Origin of the sequence: Arthrobacter agilis (assembly GCF_006494655.1) — a bacterium.
Lineage (GTDB): Bacteria > Actinomycetota > Actinomycetes > Actinomycetales > Micrococcaceae > Arthrobacter_D > Arthrobacter_D agilis.
This window is the reverse complement of record NZ_VHIM01000008.1, coordinates 1-16,904: the sequence shown is the minus strand read 5'-3', so window position 1 is coordinate 16,904 and position 16,904 is coordinate 1. Positions and strand designations below refer to the sequence as shown.

At 69.4% G+C, this 16,904-nt stretch carries 14 protein-coding genes and 1 pseudogene; 5 read left to right on the top strand and 10 right to left on the bottom strand.

The features are described 5' to 3' along the window. Nucleotides 1-6: 6 nt before the first annotated feature. Nucleotides 7-1,335 carry a histidine--tRNA ligase gene (hisS, locus tag FJV46_RS12500; protein ID WP_087027107.1) on the bottom strand — a complete coding sequence of 443 codons (1,329 nt, stop codon included), beginning with the start codon at nt 1,333-1,335 and terminating at the stop codon, nt 7-9. A gap of 396 nt (nt 1,336-1,731) precedes the next feature. Here hisS and FJV46_RS12495 point away from each other — a divergent pair, with 396 nt between their 5' ends. The 3 genes from FJV46_RS12495 (at nt 1,732) to FJV46_RS12485 (ending at nt 4,258) form a co-directional block, all read left to right on the top strand. After that, nucleotides 1,732-2,091 carry a hypothetical protein gene (locus tag FJV46_RS12495; protein ID WP_087027109.1) on the top strand — a complete coding sequence of 120 codons (360 nt, stop codon included), beginning with the start codon at nt 1,732-1,734 and terminating at the stop codon, nt 2,089-2,091. A 64-nt stretch (nt 2,092-2,155) separates the two neighbouring features. Next, on the top strand, nt 2,156-3,472 hold the full coding sequence (locus tag FJV46_RS12490) for a DUF349 domain-containing protein (RefSeq protein ID WP_087027111.1): 1,317 nt from the start codon (nt 2,156-2,158) through the stop codon (nt 3,470-3,472). Between the two features lie 132 nt (nt 3,473-3,604). Beyond that, on the top strand, nt 3,605-4,258 hold the full coding sequence (locus FJV46_RS12485) for a hypothetical protein (protein WP_087027113.1): 654 nt from the start codon (nt 3,605-3,607) through the stop codon (nt 4,256-4,258). Nucleotides 4,259-4,284: 26 nt separating this feature from the next. On the opposite strand, the gene FJV46_RS12480 is transcribed toward FJV46_RS12485, so the two are convergent. From FJV46_RS12480 to pdxT, 9 genes and pseudogenes are all read right to left on the bottom strand, one after another. Beyond that, on the bottom strand, nt 4,285-6,549 hold the full coding sequence (locus tag FJV46_RS12480) for a RelA/SpoT family protein (protein ID WP_087027154.1): 2,265 nt from the start codon (nt 6,547-6,549) through the stop codon (nt 4,285-4,287). Nucleotides 6,550-6,857: 308 nt separating this feature from the next. After that, nucleotides 6,858-7,856 (bottom strand): protein translocase subunit SecF, encoded by a 999-nt coding sequence (gene secF / locus FJV46_RS12475; protein ID WP_087027115.1) that lies wholly within the window; start codon nt 7,854-7,856, stop codon nt 6,858-6,860. Further along, on the bottom strand, nt 7,853-9,622 hold the full coding sequence (gene secD / locus FJV46_RS12470; protein ID WP_087027117.1) for a protein translocase subunit SecD: 1,770 nt from the start codon (nt 9,620-9,622) through the stop codon (nt 7,853-7,855). The genes secF and secD overlap by 4 nt, the downstream gene beginning before the upstream one ends. A gap of 84 nt (nt 9,623-9,706) precedes the next feature. Beyond that, nucleotides 9,707-10,297 carry a preprotein translocase subunit YajC gene (yajC, locus tag FJV46_RS12465; protein WP_232008634.1) on the bottom strand — a complete coding sequence of 197 codons (591 nt, stop codon included), beginning with the start codon at nt 10,295-10,297 and terminating at the stop codon, nt 9,707-9,709. A 98-nt stretch (nt 10,298-10,395) separates the two neighbouring features. Continuing rightward, complete coding sequence (ruvB, locus tag FJV46_RS12460; RefSeq protein WP_087027119.1) at nt 10,396-11,517, bottom strand: Holliday junction branch migration DNA helicase RuvB; 1,122 nt, start codon at nt 11,515-11,517, stop codon at nt 10,396-10,398. A 71-nt stretch (nt 11,518-11,588) separates the two neighbouring features. Next, a pseudogene (ruvA, locus tag FJV46_RS12455) lies at nt 11,589-12,215 on the bottom strand (Holliday junction branch migration protein RuvA); the annotation flags it as partial. Nucleotides 12,216-12,340: 125 nt separating this feature from the next. Then, nucleotides 12,341-12,910, bottom strand: coding sequence for a crossover junction endodeoxyribonuclease RuvC (gene ruvC / locus FJV46_RS12450; protein WP_087027123.1), 570 nt, complete (start codon nt 12,908-12,910; stop codon nt 12,341-12,343). Between the two features lie 45 nt (nt 12,911-12,955). Further along, the gene (locus FJV46_RS12445) at nt 12,956-13,711 is read right to left on the bottom strand and encodes a YebC/PmpR family DNA-binding transcriptional regulator (RefSeq protein ID WP_087027125.1); all 756 of its coding nucleotides are present in this window, start codon (nt 13,709-13,711) and stop codon (nt 12,956-12,958) included. A 2-nt stretch (nt 13,712-13,713) separates the two neighbouring features. Further along, nucleotides 13,714-14,613, bottom strand: a complete 900-nt coding sequence (gene pdxT, locus FJV46_RS12440) for a pyridoxal 5'-phosphate synthase glutaminase subunit PdxT (protein ID WP_087027127.1) — start codon at nt 14,611-14,613, stop codon at nt 13,714-13,716. A 113-nt stretch (nt 14,614-14,726) separates the two neighbouring features. Between pdxT and FJV46_RS12435 the strand changes: the two genes are divergently transcribed. Continuing rightward, on the top strand, nt 14,727-15,998 hold the full coding sequence (locus tag FJV46_RS12435) for a Mur ligase family protein (RefSeq protein ID WP_087027129.1): 1,272 nt from the start codon (nt 14,727-14,729) through the stop codon (nt 15,996-15,998). Further along, nucleotides 15,998-16,768: a type 1 glutamine amidotransferase gene (locus tag FJV46_RS12430; RefSeq protein ID WP_087027131.1), complete on the top strand. Its 771-nt coding sequence runs from the start codon at nt 15,998-16,000 to the stop codon at nt 16,766-16,768. The genes FJV46_RS12435 and FJV46_RS12430 overlap by 1 nt, the downstream gene beginning before the upstream one ends. Nucleotides 16,769-16,904 lie beyond the last annotated feature (136 nt).

Here is a 16,904-nt window from a genome sequence, read left to right as displayed (position 1 = left end):
CCCTCGTCAGGCCCGGGCGACGACCGGACGCAGGTCGTCGGCCGGAGGTGTCCACGAGCCCGGATCCGCCGCGACCTGGTCGCCCGATCGGATGTCCTTGACCTCGTGCGTGCCGTCCGGGGCGGTGAACCAGACGAACGGGATACCGCGCCGGTCCGCGAACTTGATCTGCTTACCGAACTTCTCGGCACCCGCTGCCACTTCCGCGGAGATGCCGCGGCTCCGGAGTGCCGTGGCCACGTCCTGCGCCTCGGACCACGCGTCGTCGTCGGCGAGGGTCACGAGGACCGCCGTAGGCACGGCGCGGGAGACGGTCGCGAACCCCTGACTGAGGATCCGGGAGACGAGGCGCGTGACGCCGATGGACAGCCCGACGCCGGGGAAGGTGCGGTTGCCCTTCCGTGCGAGGGCGTCGTAGCGACCGCCGGAGCAGATGGACCCGAGACCCTCGTGCCCGTCGAGGACGGTCTCGTAGACCGTTCCCGTGTAGTAGTCGAGTCCGCGGGCGATGCTGAGGTCCGCGACCACGCGGCCCGGGGCACACCGCGCCGCTTCGCCGACGACCTGGCGCAGCTCCTCGAGTCCTTCGTCGAGGAGCTCGTTGGTCACGCCGAGGGCGCGGACGCGCTCCACGAAGGAGGTGTCAGCCGTCCGGATGCCGGCGAGCTCCAGGGCGAGGGCCACCTGGGTGTCGTCCGCCCCGGTCTCCTCGCGCAGCAGTGCGCCGACCTTCTCGGCGCCGATCTTCTCCAGCTTGTCGATGCTCCGCAGCACTGCCGCGGTGTCCTCGAGGCCGATCCCGCGGTAGAAGCCCTCCGCCAGCTTGCGGTTGTTGACGCGGAGTGTGAAGGCCGGGATCGGCAGGGCTCCCAGTGCCTCGACGACGGCGAGGGCGAGTTCGACGTCGTACCGGAACGGCAGGACGCCGTCACCGACGACGTCGATGTCCGCCTGGGTGAACTCGCGTGCCCTGCCCTCCTGCGGGCGCTCGCCGCGCCAGCACTTCTGGATCTGGAACCGGCGGAAGGGGAAGGCGAGGTGGCCCGCGTTCTCGACGACGTACCGTGCGAACGGGACGGTCAGATCGTAGTGGAGGGCCAGGCCGCTCTCGGACGCAGAGGCCTCCTCGGCCTGGAGGCGGGAGACCGCATAGACCTCCTTGTCGATCTCGCCCTTGCGCAGGAGGTGGTCGACGGTCTCGACGGCTCGCGTCTCGATGCTCGAGAAACCGTGCAGCTCGAAGGTGCGCTGCAGGACCTCGAGGACGTGGAGCTCGATGAGGCGCTCCTCAGGAAGCCACTCGGGGAAGCCGGACAGCGATGCCTTGCGGGCCATGGGTGGTTCTCCTCCTGCACGGGGTCCGACGGGCGCCGGGATCAGGGAAGGGCGGCGGCCCGGTTGTGCGTCCTCAATCCTAGGTGCCGGGCAGGACGGGTGGGAAAAGCGGGCACCGGGAGAAGCGGGTCCCGGGCCGGGAACCCGGGCACCGGGAGAAGCGGGCCCGGGCCGGGAACGTGGGCCGCGGGCCCGAGCCGGGCCGTACCGGCCCACCGTGCGCCTCCACAGGTGGGCTCGCCCTCCCGACCGTGACGCCGACCGGAGGGCAATGGGTAGAGTAACCACAGGGTCAGGTGGGACGTCGGTCCCCTCGGGACCGATAGACTCCTGACCCCTGTACGAAATGGCCCCGGCGTTGCTCACGGCCATCCGACGAGCGAAAGACTTCTAGCGGTGACAGAGAGTCAGAAATCCGACGACACGACCATCGGCCTCGAGGCGCAGCAGGACGCTGCGGAGGCCGACGGCACCACGCCCGAGCCTGCGGTCCCGGGCTACAACGACGCGGCCGCGCCCCCTGCGGACGAGGCCGATCCCGTGGCGCACGAGGGTGGGCAGGCTACGGACGACGCCTCCGGCGTGGCCCTGCCCGACGAGGCCCCCGCTGGGACCGCCGCGCCGCTCACAGCCGCCCCGGTGACCGGGACCGACGACGCCCCCGCGGAGACGACCGCCCCGCCGCTCGCAGCCGCCCCGGTGACCGGGACCGACGACGCCCCCCACGGAGACGACCGCCCCGCCGCTCGCAGCTGAGCCGGCCCCCCTGAGCACCCCCTCGCCCCGCCTCGCCGCGTCCAGGCCGCCGCTGCCGACGGCGATGGCACAGAAGCCGCTCAAGAAGGCGGCGCAACCGCTCTCCTCCCCTCCGGCGCACAGCACGTCCCTCGAGGATGCCGCGAAGTTCGCCCGGGTCGAGGAGGACGGCCACGTCTTCCTGCTCGTCGACGGCACCGAGCACCCTGTGGGCCAGTACCCCGACGCCACGCGGGACGAAGCCCTCGCGTACTTCGTGCGCAAGTACGACGACGTCGCCAGCCAGGTGGCACTGCTCGAGCAGCGCGTGCAGGCCAAGGCGCCGGCGTCGGACATGACGAAGACGGCCCGGCACCTCCGGACGCAGGTCGGCGAGCGGAAGATGGTCGGCGACGTCGTCGCGCTCGAAGCGCGGATCGATGCGCTCCTCGAGGCGATCGGCGGTCTCGAGAAGGCCGAGCGTGCCGTGCACGACGAACTGAAGGCGAAGGAGCTCGCTGCCCGCGAGGCCATCGTCGCCGAGGCCGAGGAGCTTGCGGGCCGGGATCCCTCCACCGTGCAGTGGAAGGCCAGCAGCACCCGCATGAACGAGCTCTTCGAGCTGTGGAAGGCGGCGCAGAAGAACGGACCCCGGCTCGGGCGCGGGACCGAGGACGCGCTGTGGAAGCGCTTCCGGTCCGCTCGCACCGTGTTCGACCGGCACCGCCGCGCGTACTTCTCCCAGCTGGACAGCGACAACGCCGAGGCCAAGCAGGCGAAGGAAGCGCTCATCAAGCGTGCTGAGCAGCTGTCCGGCTCCACCGACTGGGGCCAGACGGCAGCGGAGTACCGCCGGCTGATGGACGAGTGGAAGGCCTCGAAGCGGGCCAGCCGCAAGGATGACGATGCCCTCTGGGCGCGGTTCCGTGCTGCGCAGGACCGCTTCTTCGAAGCGCGCAAGGCGGCGAACGAGGCTGTCGACGAGGAATACGCCGGGAATCTCGTGGCGAAGGAGGCCCTGCTGAAGGAAGCCCAGCAGATCCTCCCCATCCGCGACCTCGGTGCCGCGAAGAAGGCACTCCAGTCCGTCCGTGACCGGTGGGACGAAGCCGGCAAGGTACCGCGCGGTGACATGGGCAGGATCGACGCCGGGCTCCGGCAGGTCGAGGATGCCGTCAGGGCGGCCGACGACGAGCACTGGACGAAGACGAATCCTGAGACGAAGGCGCGGACCAACAGCGCCCTCAGCCAGCTCGAGGCGACCATCGCCCAGCTCAAGGAGGACCTCGCGGACGCCGAACGCGCGGGTAACGCGAAGAAGATCGCCACGGCCCGTGAAGCCCTGGCGGCCCGCGAGCAGTGGCTCGAGATGCTGCAGAGGTCGGCCCAGGACTTTTCCTAGGAGGCGTGCTCCGGCGAGGCCAGGCCTGACCACGCCGGACCGGTCGGCTCCCCGCACGAGCCCTTCGGCGCCGTTGTCCACATCGGCCCCGGGGGGCTTTTGCATGCCGCGTCCACTCGCGATGCTGGAGCGATGCCGCCTCTCGACAGTGCCGATGTCGCCGCACCCCCCGAGCGCCGGGTGGGCGCAGGCTCCTCGCCGGTGACGTCGACCGGTGGAGCACTCTTCCACGCCGGGGAGATCTTCACCTCCGCCGAACTGCAGGCCATGCGGCTCGACGGGCTGGTGCGGCTCGTGATCGGCGATTCCTATCTGCGGAGTGATTTCCGGGAGGACGCCGCGACGCGGTCGCAGGCCGCGGCGCGGTGCGTCCCCCACTCCCTGCGCTCAAGGGTGGCTCTCGGACGGACCTGCGCGGCGTGGGTGTACGGCTGCGCCCCTGCGCCGACCCTCATCAGCCTCGTCACGGATCACCGACGCCGCACCACGGCCCTGCCACCGTTCAGCCGTGCCGTGATGCACCAGGTGGCGCTGGGTCCGTTCGACGTGAACCTGGTGGGTGGGGTCTCCGTGACCACACCGCTGAGGACGGCCCTGGACGTCGCCGTGCACGGCGAGGACGGCGAAGCGGTGGGTATCCTGCGCGCCATCGCGTCCGGGGACCTCGACTGTCCGCTGCGGCTCGTCGAGGCTGCACTCGACGGTACCTCCCGCGTACCGGGGAAGGCACGCGCACTCGCGCGCCTACGGGCAGCCCGAGCTCTCGGGACCCACACCCGTGGGTGACGGAACGATCCGCACGCGACCCCGCGTCAGGACCGCCGCTGCGACCCCGTGGTCCGGTAGACGTCGAAGACGCCGTCGATGCGCCGCACCGCACTCAGGATGTGGCTCAGGTACTTCGGATCCCCCATCTCGAAGGCGAAGCGGGACATCGCCACGCGATCGGACGAGGTGTTGACGCTGGCCGCCAGGATGTTCACGTGGTTCTCGGCGAGCACGCTCGTGACGTCCGAGAGGAGGCTCTTGCGGTCCAGCGCCTCGACCTGGATCTCGACGAGGAAGACGCTCGACTGGGTGGGAGCCCAGTCGACCGGGACGATGCGGTCCGGCTGGTCACGCAGGTCCTGCACGTTGCGACAGTCCGTCCGGTGCACGGAGACGCCGGAACCCCGCGTGACGAACCCGATGATGGGATCCGGCGGCACGGGGGTGCAGCAGCGTGCCAGCTTGACCCAGACGTCGCCGACGCCGCGCACGGTGACACCCGAGTCGGAGAACTTGGGCCGCCGGGGCTGGGTAGCCACCGCCGTCTCCGCGATGTTCTCCACGGCCCCCTCGTGCCCGCCCATGAGGGCCACGAGATGCTCGATCACGTTCTGCGCCGACGTGTGCCCGTCACCCACCGCCGCATAGAGGGCGGAGATGTCCTGATGGCGGAGCTCCTCGGCGACCGACATCAGGGCACTGTGGGTCATCATGCGCTGCAGCGGCAGATTCTGCTTGCGCATGGCGCGCGTCAGCAGATCCTTGCCCTTGTCGATGGCCTCTTCGCGGCGCTCCTTGGTGAACCACTGGCGGATCTTGTTCCGGGCACGCGGGCTCTTGACGAAGCCCTGCCAGTCCTGGCTGGGGCCGGCGCCCTCGGCTTTCGAGGTGAAGATCTCCACCCAGTCACCGTGCGAGAGCTCACTGTTGAGGGGGACGAGCTTGCCGTTGACCCTCGCACCGATGGTGCGGTGCCCCACCTCGGTGTGCACGGCGTAGGCGTAGTCGACCGGCGTCGATCCGGCAGGGAGGGCCATGACCTCACCCTTGGGAGTGAAGACGAACACCTCGCGGGCATTGATCTCGAACCGGAGCGAATCGAGGAGCTCGTTGGGGTCCGACGTCTCCTGCTGCCAGTCGACGAGGCTTCGGAGCCAGCCCATGTCACCGTTCTCGGGGACGTCGGGCTGCCGGTTGCCGCTCTTGTATTTCCAGTGGGCAGCAACACCGTACTCGGCCCGGCGGTGCATGTCGTGGGTGCGGATCTGGATCTCCACGGGCTTCCCGCCCGGGCCGATCACCGTGGTGTGCAGCGACTGGTACATGTTGAACTTCGGCATCGCGATGTAGTCCTTGAACCGCCCGGGGAGGGGATTCCACCGTGAGTGCAGCGAGCCGAGGGTGGCGTAGCAGTCTCGGACGCTGTCCACGAGGACGCGGACGCCCATGAGGTCATGGATGTCGTCGAAGTCCTTACCCCGCACGATCATCTTCTGGTAGATGGAGTAGTAGTGCTTGGGCCGGCCGGTGATCGTCGCCTTGATCTTCACGGCGCGCAGGTCCTCCTCGACCTGGTTCCGCACGAGGCTGAGGTGCTTCTCCCGCTCCGGTGTCCTGTCCCCCACCATGCGGACGATTTCCTCGTACACCTTCGGGTGGAGCGCTGCGAAGGAGAGATCCTCCAGCTCCCACTTGATGGTGTTCATGCCCAGCCGGTGTGCCAGCGGCGCGAAGATCTCCAGAGTCTCGCGAGCCTTCTTCGCCGACGACGCCGGTGAGACGAAACGCCAGGTGCGCGCGTTGTGCAGCCGGTCCGCGAGCTTGATCACGAGGACGCGGATGTCCTTGGCCATGGCGACGACCATCTTGCGGACGGTCTCCGCCTGCGCGGCATCGCCGAAGGAGACCTTGTCCAGCTTGGTCACGCCGTCCACCAGCATCGCGACCTCGGGCCCGAAGTCGCGCTTGAGCTCATCGAGGGTGTACGAGGTGTCCTCGACGGTGTCGTGGAGCAGGGCCGCAGCGAGGGTGGTGCCGGTCATCCCGAGTTCGGCGAGGATGGTGGCCACGGCGACGGGATGGGTGATGTACGGGTCCCCGCTCTTGCGGGTCTGGCCGTCATGGCTGCGTTCGGCGACGAGATACGCCCGCTGGATGAGGTCCAGGTCCTCTTTAGGGTTGTTGGCCCGGACGGTGCGCAGGAGGGGTTCGAGGACCGGCGAGTACCCGGAGGAGCCCCGGCCGGTGAGTCTGGCGATCCTGGCCCGTGTGCGGCCGCGGCGGCCGGGCGCTGCCTGGTCGGCGCTCATGGCCGACGGCGCTGAGGCGGGTGACGCCGGCTGCACGAGGCCGCGGGGCTGGTCCGCGCCGGAGTCGTCGGTCGTCACGGCGCCGGACAAGTCGGTCGTCACGGCTCCGGAGGAGTCGGTCGCGGTGTCGCCGTTGCCTTCCGCGGGCCGCTCCGCGGGGTGCACCGCTTCAGCCATTCACAGCCCCTCAATCTCGATCTCGGTTCCCGGAAGCACTCAAGATGCCACAGGTAACGCGACAACTCCAAGTCTAACCGGGGTTCGGACGCCGACGGCCGCAGGATGCGGGAGACCTGCGGCCGGTGGGGTCAGACGCTCGCGGCTTCCAGCTCGCGCCGGTTGTGGACCTTCTTCTCCTGCTTCCTCAGCTCCGGCTCACCCAGCCGCAGTGCCGCGTAGAGCGGAGCCGCGATGAAGATGGTGCCGAGAGTCCCGAGGATGATCCCGATGAACAGGGCCAGCGAGAGGTCCTGCAGGGTTCCGGCACCGAGCAGGAACGCGCCGATGAACAGGATGGAGGCGACCGGGAGGATCGCCACCACCGAGGTGTTGATGGAACGCACGAGGGTCTGGTTCACGGCGAGGTTCACCTGCTCCGCGAAGGTCCGCTTGGTGGAGATCGCGATGTCCGCCGTGTTCTCCCGGATCTTGTCGAACACCACCACGGTGTCGTAGAGGGCGTAGCTGAGGATCGTCAGGAATCCGATGATCGCCGACGGCGTCACCTCGAAGTCACTGAGCGAGTACAGGCCCGCCGTGACCACCATGACCACCACGAGGGCGGTCATGGCCGCCAGCGACATCTTCCAGGTGCGGAAGTAGATGCCCATGAGGATCGCGGCGAGGACCACGAACACGCCGAACCCGATCAGGGCCTGGCGGCTGACGTCCTCGCCCCAGGTGGGCCCCACGAAGCTCGAGGTGACCTGGTCCTCGCCGACCCCGTATCCGGTGACCAGGTTGTCACGCACGCTCAGCGTCTCGTCGTCGGAGAGCCGCTCGGTCTGGATGCGCATGGTGTCCGCGGCGATGTTGGTGACGCGCGGGACGGCGTCCGGAACCACATCGGTGACGGCGCGCTCGCCGACCGCGATCTCGGTGTTCTCCGTGGCGGAGATCGTGAACTCGGACCCGCCGCGGAAGTCGATGCCGAGGTTGAAGCCGCCCTTGACGACCGGGATGACGATCGAGATCAGCACGGCGATGCCGGCGATCAGGAACCAGAGGTTCCGCTTGGCGACGAACGGGTAGGAGCGCTTCCCGGAATACAGCTCGTTGCCGAAGGTGGCGAAACTGGTGCGGCTCATTCGTTGATCTCTTTCTCGGTGGAACCGGGCCGGTCGATCACGGTGGATCCCGTGCGCCCGGCGAGTGCCTTCTGCTGCTCCGCGCGCCGACGCTCGGCGATGGTGAGGCGCCGCTCGGCCTCGGCCGACGCGCCCTTGTTCTTGGTCCGGGCGGCCGCAGCCGGGACGGGAACGGTGGCCCCCGGTTCCCGGAGCCGACCGGCCCCGCGGTAGAGCGGGATTCCCCCGAGGCGGCTCGGATCCAGCCCCGACCAGGGGTGTCCCTCGCCGAAGAACTTCGTGCGGGCCAGCAGCCGCAGGACCGGGTGGGTGAAGAGGAAGACGACCACCAGGTCCGCGATCGCGGTCAGCCCGAGCGTGAAGGCGAAGCCCCGGACGTTCCCGACCGCGACGAAGTACAGCACGAGGGCCGCCAGGAGGTTGACGGCCTTCGACGCGAGAACCGTGCGCTTGGCCCGACGCCACCCGTTCTCGACGGCCGTGATGAGCCCGCGCCCGTCGCGCAGCTCGTCGCGGATGCGTTCGAAGTACACGATGAAGGAGTCTGCCGTCTGGCCGATCGCCACGATCAGTCCGGCGACGCCGGCGAGGGAGAGCCGATAGTTCTCCGTCCAGCCGAGGATGCAGATGGCCAGGTAGGTGAGGATGCCGGCCACGAGGAGCGAGGCGATCGTCACGAGTCCGAGGAGGCGGTACTGGAACATCGAGTAGGCGGCAACCAGCAGCAGGCCGATCAGACCGGCGATCAGGCCGAGCCGTAGCTGGTCGGCGCCCAGGGTCGCCGAGATCTGCTGCTCGCTCTGGATCTCGAAGCTGATCGGCAGCGCGCCGTACTTCAGCTGCTCGGCCAGCGCCGCCGCGGATTCCTCCGTGAAGTTGCCCGTGATCTGCGGGTTGCCGTCCGGGATGACCACGTTGGTTCTCGGCGCGGAGACGATCCGTCCGTCGAGCACGATGGCGAACTGGTTCCGCGGGTCGTCCTGGCCGAAGGCGAAGAGGCGCTCGGTGACGCCACGGAAGATGCGGGTGCCCTCGTCGTTGAAGTCGATGGTGACGGCCCAGGTGTTCAGGGCCTGGCCCTGCGGGCTGCGCTGCAGGCCGTAGCTCGCGGTGGAGATGTCGGTTCCCGGTACCTCGACGGGACCGAGGATGTACTTGCCCTGCGTGTCCGGCTCGCACGCGACCATCGGCTGGTCGGCGGGAGCAGGCTCCTCTGTCGGCTCGAGGGCCGCCGGGTCGAGGCAGTTCAGCGCTTCGAACTCCTGGTAGAGCTCGGGGGTGATCCAGTTGGGATCGCTCCCGTTCTGGGGTTCGGCAGCCGGCTGTGGCAGGTCTTCCTCCGGCGTCGGCGTCTCGGCGGCCGGAGCCTGGCCCGGGCCTCCCGCGAGGACCGGGCGGAACTCCATCTGTGCCGATGCCTGGATGAGGTCCCGGGTCTGCGGGTCGGGAGTGCCGGGCAGGGAGACGATCACGTTCTGCCCGGACTGCGTGTTGATCTCCGCCTCCGCCACGCCGGACCCGTCCACGCGCTGGCGGATGATCTCGACGGCCTGGTCGAGCTGCTCCGCAGTGATCTCGCTGCCGCCCTGGACCCGGGGCGCCAGGATCATCTGGGTTCCGCCCTCGAGGTCGAGGGCGAGCCGGGGACTCCAGCTCGCCGTACTCCAGATGGAGCCCGATCCCAGCAGGATCGCGAGAAATGCTGTCAATACGCCCAGCCAGACTAGTGTCCGCTTGGCTGCCGTCCCGGGACCGGTACGAGGCATGGTGAGGTGTCCTTATGCTGTGGCGCTGATGACGCGCCTGATGAATCCTGACGGGGCTGCCGCGAGGGCGTACCCCCGGGAATGCTAGTTGTCCGTGGTGCCTTTGGGGTCGCGTGCGTCCCGCGCGTCGCGATTCTCGCGCGCTGCCTGGTCACCGGTGAGCGGATCGCCGGCCGTGCCGTCGAGGTCATCGGCACCCACCGTGGTGGCGGCGGCCGGCCCGGCGGCCGTGGCACCGGCCGACGGTGTGCGGTCGACGCCGTCGATCGAGGACGCGTCGTCGGGCACTGCGGTGCCGTCGAAGGCGTCGAGATCGCGGGCGGCCTCGTCGTCGGACCGGCCGGTCGCGTCGTCGGCCACCGCGGGTTCCTGCTGCACCACCTTGGAGAGGGCCTGCGTGTGCACGGTCGCGGTGTTGCCCGGCGAGAGTTCGAGGACGGCCTTGTTGTTCTCCTGATCGATCGACAGGATGGTCCCGTACAGGCCGAACTGCGTCATGACCTCGGTGCCCGGCTCCATCTGCGTGCGCATCTCCTTCACCTGCTGCTGCGACTTACGCTGCCGCCGGAACATGGTGAAGATCAGGAAGGCCAGCGCCAGCGGCAGCAGCAGCGAGAAGATGTCGAAGGAAGGAGCATCCTCGGAGGCGGTCTGGGCAACTACATGTGCAAGCACTGGAAAATCCGTTCCTCTGACTGGGTGTGGCGGCAGGGCTGTGCCCTGGCACACGTTTGAAGACACCAGTGTAGAGGGGAATGCTGGACGTTCCTGCGTCAGGAGTCCGGCTGGGCCCAACTGTCGAGCGCGGATTCGCTGCCCATCAGATCGTCCGGGGCCACCGAGAACAGGTCCTCGGGCATGGCTGCTGCGACAGTGGCCGGCATCACCAGGCCCAGGTGTTTCCAGGCCGCCGCCGTCGCGATCCGGCCGCGCGGGGTGCGCCCGAGCATCCCCTCCCGGACGAGATAGGGCTCCGCGACCGTCTCGACGGTCTCGGGCTCCTCGCCGACGGCGATCGCGAGGGTCGAGAGGCCCACGGGCCCGCCGTTGAACTTCGTGATGAGCGCCGTGAGGACCGAGCGGTCGAGGCGGTCGAGACCCCGCGCATCCACCTCGTACATGTCCAGCGCCGCACTCGCTGAGCGGGCGTCGATCAGGTCGATCCCGTGCACGAGCGCCCAGTCGCGGACGCGGCGCAGCAGGCGGTTCGCGATGCGGGGCGTCCCCCGCGAGCGGCCGGCGATCTCCGCGAAGGACGCGGAGTTGACCTTCATGTCCATCAGCATCGCCGAGCGCCTGAGCACGAGTTCCAGTTCCTCGGTGGAGTAGAACTCCAGATGCCCGGTGAACCCGAAGCGGTCCCTCAGCGGTCCCGGCAGCAGGCCCGCCCGGGTGGTCGCCCCGACGAGGGTGAACGGCGGCAGCTCCAGCGGGATCGCGGTGGCGCCGGGGCCCTTGCCCACGATGATGTCGACCCGGAAGTCCTCCATGGCCATGTACAGCATCTCCTCGGCGGGGCGGGACATGCGGTGGATCTCGTCGAGGAAGAGCACCTCACCCTCCGTGAGGGAGGAGAGGATGGCCGCGAGATCGCCGGCGTGCTGGATGGCGGGGCCCGACGTGATGCGCAGCGGGGCGTTCATCTCTGCAGCGATGATCATCGCCAGGGTCGTCTTGCCGAGACCGGGGGGTCCGGAGAGCAGGACGTGGTCGGCGCTCCTACCACGAAGGCGGGAGGCTTCCAGGACGAGGGAGAGCTGGCGCCGGACACGCTTCTGGCCGACGAAGTCGTCGAGGTTCTTCGGCCGGAGCGCGGCTTCGACGGCGCGGTCCTCGGGATCGGCCGACGGCGCGACGAGCGGCGCGTCCTCGTGGGGGTCGTGGTGATCGGTCACGAGCCCGCCTCCGTCGCGACGGCGGCACGGTCCGGAGCGGCATCGACCGCACCGGTCGGTGTACGGGCGGCACCGCGGGTCGACGTCCGCGCCGAACTGCGGGCGCCGTCCTGGCCGAGCCTGCGCAGCGTGAGCTTCAGGATCTGCCCGACATCGCCGGTCGCCGCGACCTCCGGGGCGTCGGCGACGGCGGCGTCGATGGCCGTCCCGGCGTCCTTCTCCGACCAGCCGAGTCCCATCATGGCGGTGAGTACCTGGCCCTGCCACGACTGCGGCGACGTTCCGGGCTTCGATTCGAGGGGCACGAGCTTGCCGGCGAGTTCCAGCACGATCCGGCGAGCACCCTTGGGGCCGATGCCCGGCACCTTGCTGAAGGCCTTGTCGTCGCCCGACGACGCCGCGACGCGCACGGCGTCAGGGGTGTGGACGGCCAGGACGGCCAGCGCCAGGCGCGGACCGACGCCGCTGACGGCGAGGAGCGTCTCGAAGACCTCGCGCTGGTCGGCGTCCTCGAACCCGAAGAGCGTCATGGAGTCCTCGCGGACGATCATCGCGGTGGCGACGGTCGCCTGCTCACCCGTACGGAGGCCGGCGAGCGTCTGCGGCGTGGCCTGGACCTGCATGCCGAATCCGTTGACGTCGATGACGGCGGAGTGCAGGCCCACGTGGGTCACTGTCCCGCGCAGGGAACTGATCATGAGGCGCTCCAGGGGCAGGTGGGATGGGGAGGCCCGGGCCAGGACCCGGTGTCGAACATACGTTCTATTGCTCTACGGTACCGGTCAGCTGCGGCCCGATCGAGCCGCCACACCGCGCCGAGCAGCTACCGCCGTCGCGCTTTGGCTTCCGCATCCGCCCACAGGCGCTGCGCCGGCGTGAGCGAACCGGCCGCCGCAGCGCCTCCCTGCTGCCCCACTCCCCTGCGCCAGGCGTGGGTGATCGCGAGGGCCAGCGCGTCGGCGGCGTCGGCAGGCCGCGGCGCGGTCTCCAGCCGGAGGATCTTGGTGACCATCTTCGTGACGGCCGCCTTGTCCGCCTGCCCGTTGCCCGTGACGGCGGCCTTGACCTCGGTCGGGGTGTGCAGGGCCACGGGAATCCCCCGGCGGGCGGCCGAGACGATGACGACGCCGGACGCCTGGGCGGTCCCCATGACCGTGCTGACGTTCAGCTGGCTGAAGACGCGTTCGACGGCGAGGACCTGCGGCTTGTGCAGATCCAGCCAGGTGTCGACCGCCTCGGAGATGACGAGCAGGCGCTCATCGAGGCTCCGACCCGCCTCCGTCCCCACGACGCCCACGGCCACGAGGGTGGAGCGGCGGTTCGGTTCGATGTCGACGACCGCGAGACCGCACCGGGTCAGTCCGGGATCCACGCCCATGACCCGGTAGGTCATCGAGCGGCTCGAGAGTGTGCGGCGACGGCTGCCTCAGGGACGATGTCAGTCGTCCTCGAGCTCGGCCAGGACCTCGTCGGGGAGATGGGCATTCGAGTACACGTTCTGGACGTCGTCGAGCTCCTCGAGTGCGTCGACGAGCTTCAGGAATTTGCGGGCACCCTCTGCGTCGAGATCCACCTGCATGGACGGGACGAACTCCACCTCGTCGGTCTCGTACTCGATGCTGCTCCCGTCGAGCGCCTCGACCACGGCACGGAGGTCCTGCGGCTCGGAGACGATCTCGAAGGTGTCGGCGGATTCCTTGACCTCGTCGGCGCCGGCGTCGAGCACGGACATCAGGAGTTCGTCCTCTGTGAGGCCGTTCTTCGGCAGCGTGACGACCCCCTTGCGTGCGAACAGGTAGGCCACGGACCCGGGGTCGGCGATCGTACCGCCGTTGCGGGAGATGCCGAGGCGCACCTCGGAGGCCGCGCGGTTCTTGTTGTCGGTGAGGCACTCGATCAGGAGGGCCGACCCCTGGGGGCCGCGCGCCTCGTACATGATCGTCTGGTAGTCGACGGCCTCGCCGAGCAGGCCGGCGCCGCGCTTGACCGCGCGGTTGATGTTGTCGATGGGGACGGACGTCTTCTTGGCTTTGGAGACGGCCAGCTCGAGGCCGGGGTTACCGGCGACGTCGGCGCCGCCGGCGCGCGCCGCGACCTCGATGTTCTTGATCAGCTTCGCGAACGATTTCGCGCGCTTGGCGTCGATCGCGGCTTTCTTGTGCTTGGTGGTTGCCCACTTGGAGTGCCCCGACATGCTTACGCTTCTCCTCTGATCATCCGAATAAACAGTTCGTGGACCCGCCGCTCACCCGTCACTTCCGGGTGGAAACTCGTGGCCAGCAGGTTCCCCGAACGCACTGCGACAATTCTAGCGACCGGCTCCAACTCCGGATCGGCGACTGCACCGGAGCGTCGACCGACGCCACCCTGCGGCCCCGCCTGGGGCGTCTCCGAGGCGGGGACCTCTGCCAGCACCTCCACGCCCTCACCGACCTTCTCGACCCACGGCGCCCTGATGAAGACGGCCCGTACGGGATCGTCCCCCCGGACGCTGCCCGTCGTGGCGAGTCCCGTGAAGTCGAGATCCGTCTCGAAGGACTCGCGCTGGCGGCCGAAGGCGTTGCGCCGGACCACCATGTCCAGCCCGCCGAGGGTCTGCTGCGGCGCGCCCGACCGGTCGGTGGAGGGGTCGGCGACGACGTCCGAGAGCATGATCATGCCCGCGCAGGAGCCGTACACGGGGAGTCCTCCGGCGATCAGCTCGCGCAGTGGGCCGGACAGCCCGAAGGTACGGGTCAGCTTGTCGATCGTGGTCGACTCGCCGCCCGGGATGATGAGGCCGTCCACCGCTGCCAGCTCTGCCGGTCGCCGCACCGCGACGGCGCGCCCGCCGAGCGACTCGATCGTCGCGATGTGCTCACGCACATCGCCCTGGACCGCGAGGACGCCGACCACGACGTCCCGGCGTGCGCCGGCGCCCACCGCTGCTCCTCCAGGCACCCGGTCCAGCACCTTGAACGGGGTGCCGGACCGGGTGCCGGGCGCGGCGTCCGCCACGGTCCCAGCAGAGGGCGCACCGGGCGTGGCAGGAGGTACGGCGCCGTCGGACGGCGGGACCGACGTCGGCAGGGGCGCCGAGAAGGACGAGGAAGTCATCCCCCGATTCTAGGTCGTCACGGCACCGGGTCCGATCGCCGCACGCCCCGTGGAAGCGCCCGCTCCGACCCCACCTGCCGTGTCCCCGGGCTCACCGGCGATATCGTGGAGGCATGAATCCCCTACCAGTCCTCGTGGGCAAGGCCGTGCGCATCGCGTCCCGTCTGCGCGGCGGCGGCTCCGCCCTCCCCGGTCTCGTGGTCGAGCGCCTCGATCCCGGCTTCATGGGCCGCGCGCTCTCCACACTCCCCCGCGGCGTCGTCGTCGTCAGTGGCACCAACGGCAAGACGACCACCACCAAGATGCTGGTCGAACTGCTGGAGGGCCAGGGCCTGACCGTCTTCACCAACCGGACCGGCAGCAACTTCACCCGCGGGGTCGCGGCAGCCCTCCTCGGCGAGGTCGACTGGCGAGGTCGCCTGAAGGCCGACGTCGCCGTCCTGGAACTCGACGAGGCCCATGCCGTGCACTTCGTCAGGCTCGTCCCTCCGCGCTACTCCCTCCTCCTCAACGTCCTCCGCGACCAGCTGGACCGGTTCGGCGAGATCGACGCCACCACACGCCTGCTCGAGCGCATCGCGGTCGCCACCACGGACACGGTGGTGCTCAATCGCGAGGATCCGCGTGTCGCGGGGATCGCCTCCTCGGTCACGGCCGCGGACGTCGTCTACTTCGGCCTCGACGAATCCCTGCGGAGCACCTTCCCGAACGACGACGAGCTGCGTGGTGCCGAGGGCACAGCCCCCGCCTCGGCCCTGCCCGCCGACGTCGTCCTCCGGTCCGTCGACGGCAGCTCCGCCACCTTCGAGGCGGACGGCACCGTCACCGGCACGGACCTGCGGCTTCGCGGCGTCTACAACATCTTCAATGCGGCCGCCGCGCTCGCCGCGGCACGCGCGGTCCTCGGGGGCACCGCCGATCAGGGCGCACTCTTCTCGTCCCTGGCCGCCGTCGAGCCGGCGTTCGGCCGCGGCGAGAGCCTCGTGGTGGACGGCCGGCCCCTGGAACTCGTCCTCGTGAAGAACCCCAGCGGCTTCCGGCTGGGACTGAAGTCCTTCGATCCGGCGGGCTGCGCGACCATGATCGCGATCAACGACAACTACGCCGACGGGCGGGACATGTCCTGGCTGTGGGACGTCGATTTCGATTCGCTCGGCCTCGGAGGCGTGGACCTCGTCAGTGGCGTTCGCGCCTACGACATGGCGCTCCGGCTCACGTACGACGACGTCCGCGTGGGCGCCGTCGAGCCCGACATCACCGACGCCCTCAAGCAGTTCATCGGCGGCGCGGCGGGCCGCCCCAAGCGCATCTTCTGCACCTATACGGCGATGCTCGCCGTGCGCCGCGAACTCTCCAAGATCACGAAGGTCGAGGTGGTCTCCTGATGACCGATGCACCGTCCGCCAGTTCCCTCAGCGAGGCTCCCTCCGACCCGGCCAAGGGAACGCTGCGCATCCTGCAGCTGTATCCGCGCGAGATGAACATCTACGGCGACTACGGGAACGTCCTCGTGCTCAGGCAGCGCCTCGCGTGGCGGGGCTACGGCGCCGAGATCCTCGAGCACAACGCGGGTGACGCCTTCCCGGACGACGTCGATCTGATCGTCGGCGGCGGTGGACAGGACAGCGGCCAGGTGGTCATCCAGGAGGATCTCCACGGGATCGCGCCCCGGCTCCGCGACCTGGCCGAGGACGGCACGCCGATGCTGCTCATCTGCGGCCTGTACCAGCTCTTCGGAAACGAGTTCCGGACTAACGACGGCACCGTGATTCCAGGGATCGGGGTGCTGGACCTCGAGACCCGCGGGGGCACGGAACGCCTGATCGGCAACGTCGTGGCCACCAGCGAGGAATTCGGCGAGATCCACGGCTACGAGAACCACAGCGGCCAGACCTTCCTCGGCGAGGGACTGAAGCCGCTCGCGACCGTCCTCAAGGGCGCCGGGAACAACGCCGAGGAGAAGCACGAGGGCGCCCGCTACCGCAACATCGTGGCCAGCTATCTGCACGGTTCGCTCCTGCCCAAGAACCCGGCGATCGCGGACTTCCTGCTGAGGACCGCCGCGGAGCGGAAGTTCGGCTCCTTCGAGGACGGCGGCGTGGACGACTCCCTCGCCGAGCTCGCGCGCCGACACGCAGGCGCACGCCCCCGCTAGATGTACTGTCCAGGGACGTTGGTTGATGTGTGAGGACGCGTCGTAGGTTCTGGACGCGAGGAGGACCTCCGATCGAGAGTGGAGCTGTCTAGGTTCCGGTTTTCGATCAGGAGGTCCTCGTGTCTCACGCTAATGC

Excerpts from the sequence above, each read along its gene's own strand:
- hisS (WP_087027107.1), bottom strand. The coding sequence starts at position 1,335 with ATGGCCCGCAAGGCATCGCTGTCCGGCTTCCCCGAGTGGCTTCCTGAG.
- FJV46_RS12490 (WP_087027111.1), top strand. The coding sequence starts at position 2,156 with ATGGCACAGAAGCCGCTCAAGAAGGCGGCGCAACCGCTCTCCTCCCCT.
- FJV46_RS12485 (WP_087027113.1), top strand. The coding sequence starts at position 3,605 with ATGCCGCCTCTCGACAGTGCCGATGTCGCCGCACCCCCCGAGCGCCGG.
- FJV46_RS12480 (WP_087027154.1), bottom strand. The coding sequence starts at position 6,549 with ATGAGCGCCGACCAGGCAGCGCCCGGCCGCCGCGGCCGCACACGGGCC.
- secF (WP_087027115.1), bottom strand. The coding sequence starts at position 7,856 with ATGAGCCGCACCAGTTTCGCCACCTTCGGCAACGAGCTGTATTCCGGG.
- secD (WP_087027117.1), bottom strand. The coding sequence starts at position 9,622 with ATGCCTCGTACCGGTCCCGGGACGGCAGCCAAGCGGACACTAGTCTGG.
- ruvC (WP_087027123.1), bottom strand. The coding sequence starts at position 12,910 with ATGACCTACCGGGTCATGGGCGTGGATCCCGGACTGACCCGGTGCGGT.
- FJV46_RS12445 (WP_087027125.1), bottom strand. The coding sequence starts at position 13,711 with ATGTCGGGGCACTCCAAGTGGGCAACCACCAAGCACAAGAAAGCCGCG.
- pdxT (WP_087027127.1), bottom strand. The coding sequence starts at position 14,613 with ATGACTTCCTCGTCCTTCTCGGCGCCCCTGCCGACGTCGGTCCCGCCG.
- FJV46_RS12435 (WP_087027129.1), top strand. The coding sequence starts at position 14,727 with ATGAATCCCCTACCAGTCCTCGTGGGCAAGGCCGTGCGCATCGCGTCC.
- FJV46_RS12430 (WP_087027131.1), top strand. The coding sequence starts at position 15,998 with ATGACCGATGCACCGTCCGCCAGTTCCCTCAGCGAGGCTCCCTCCGAC.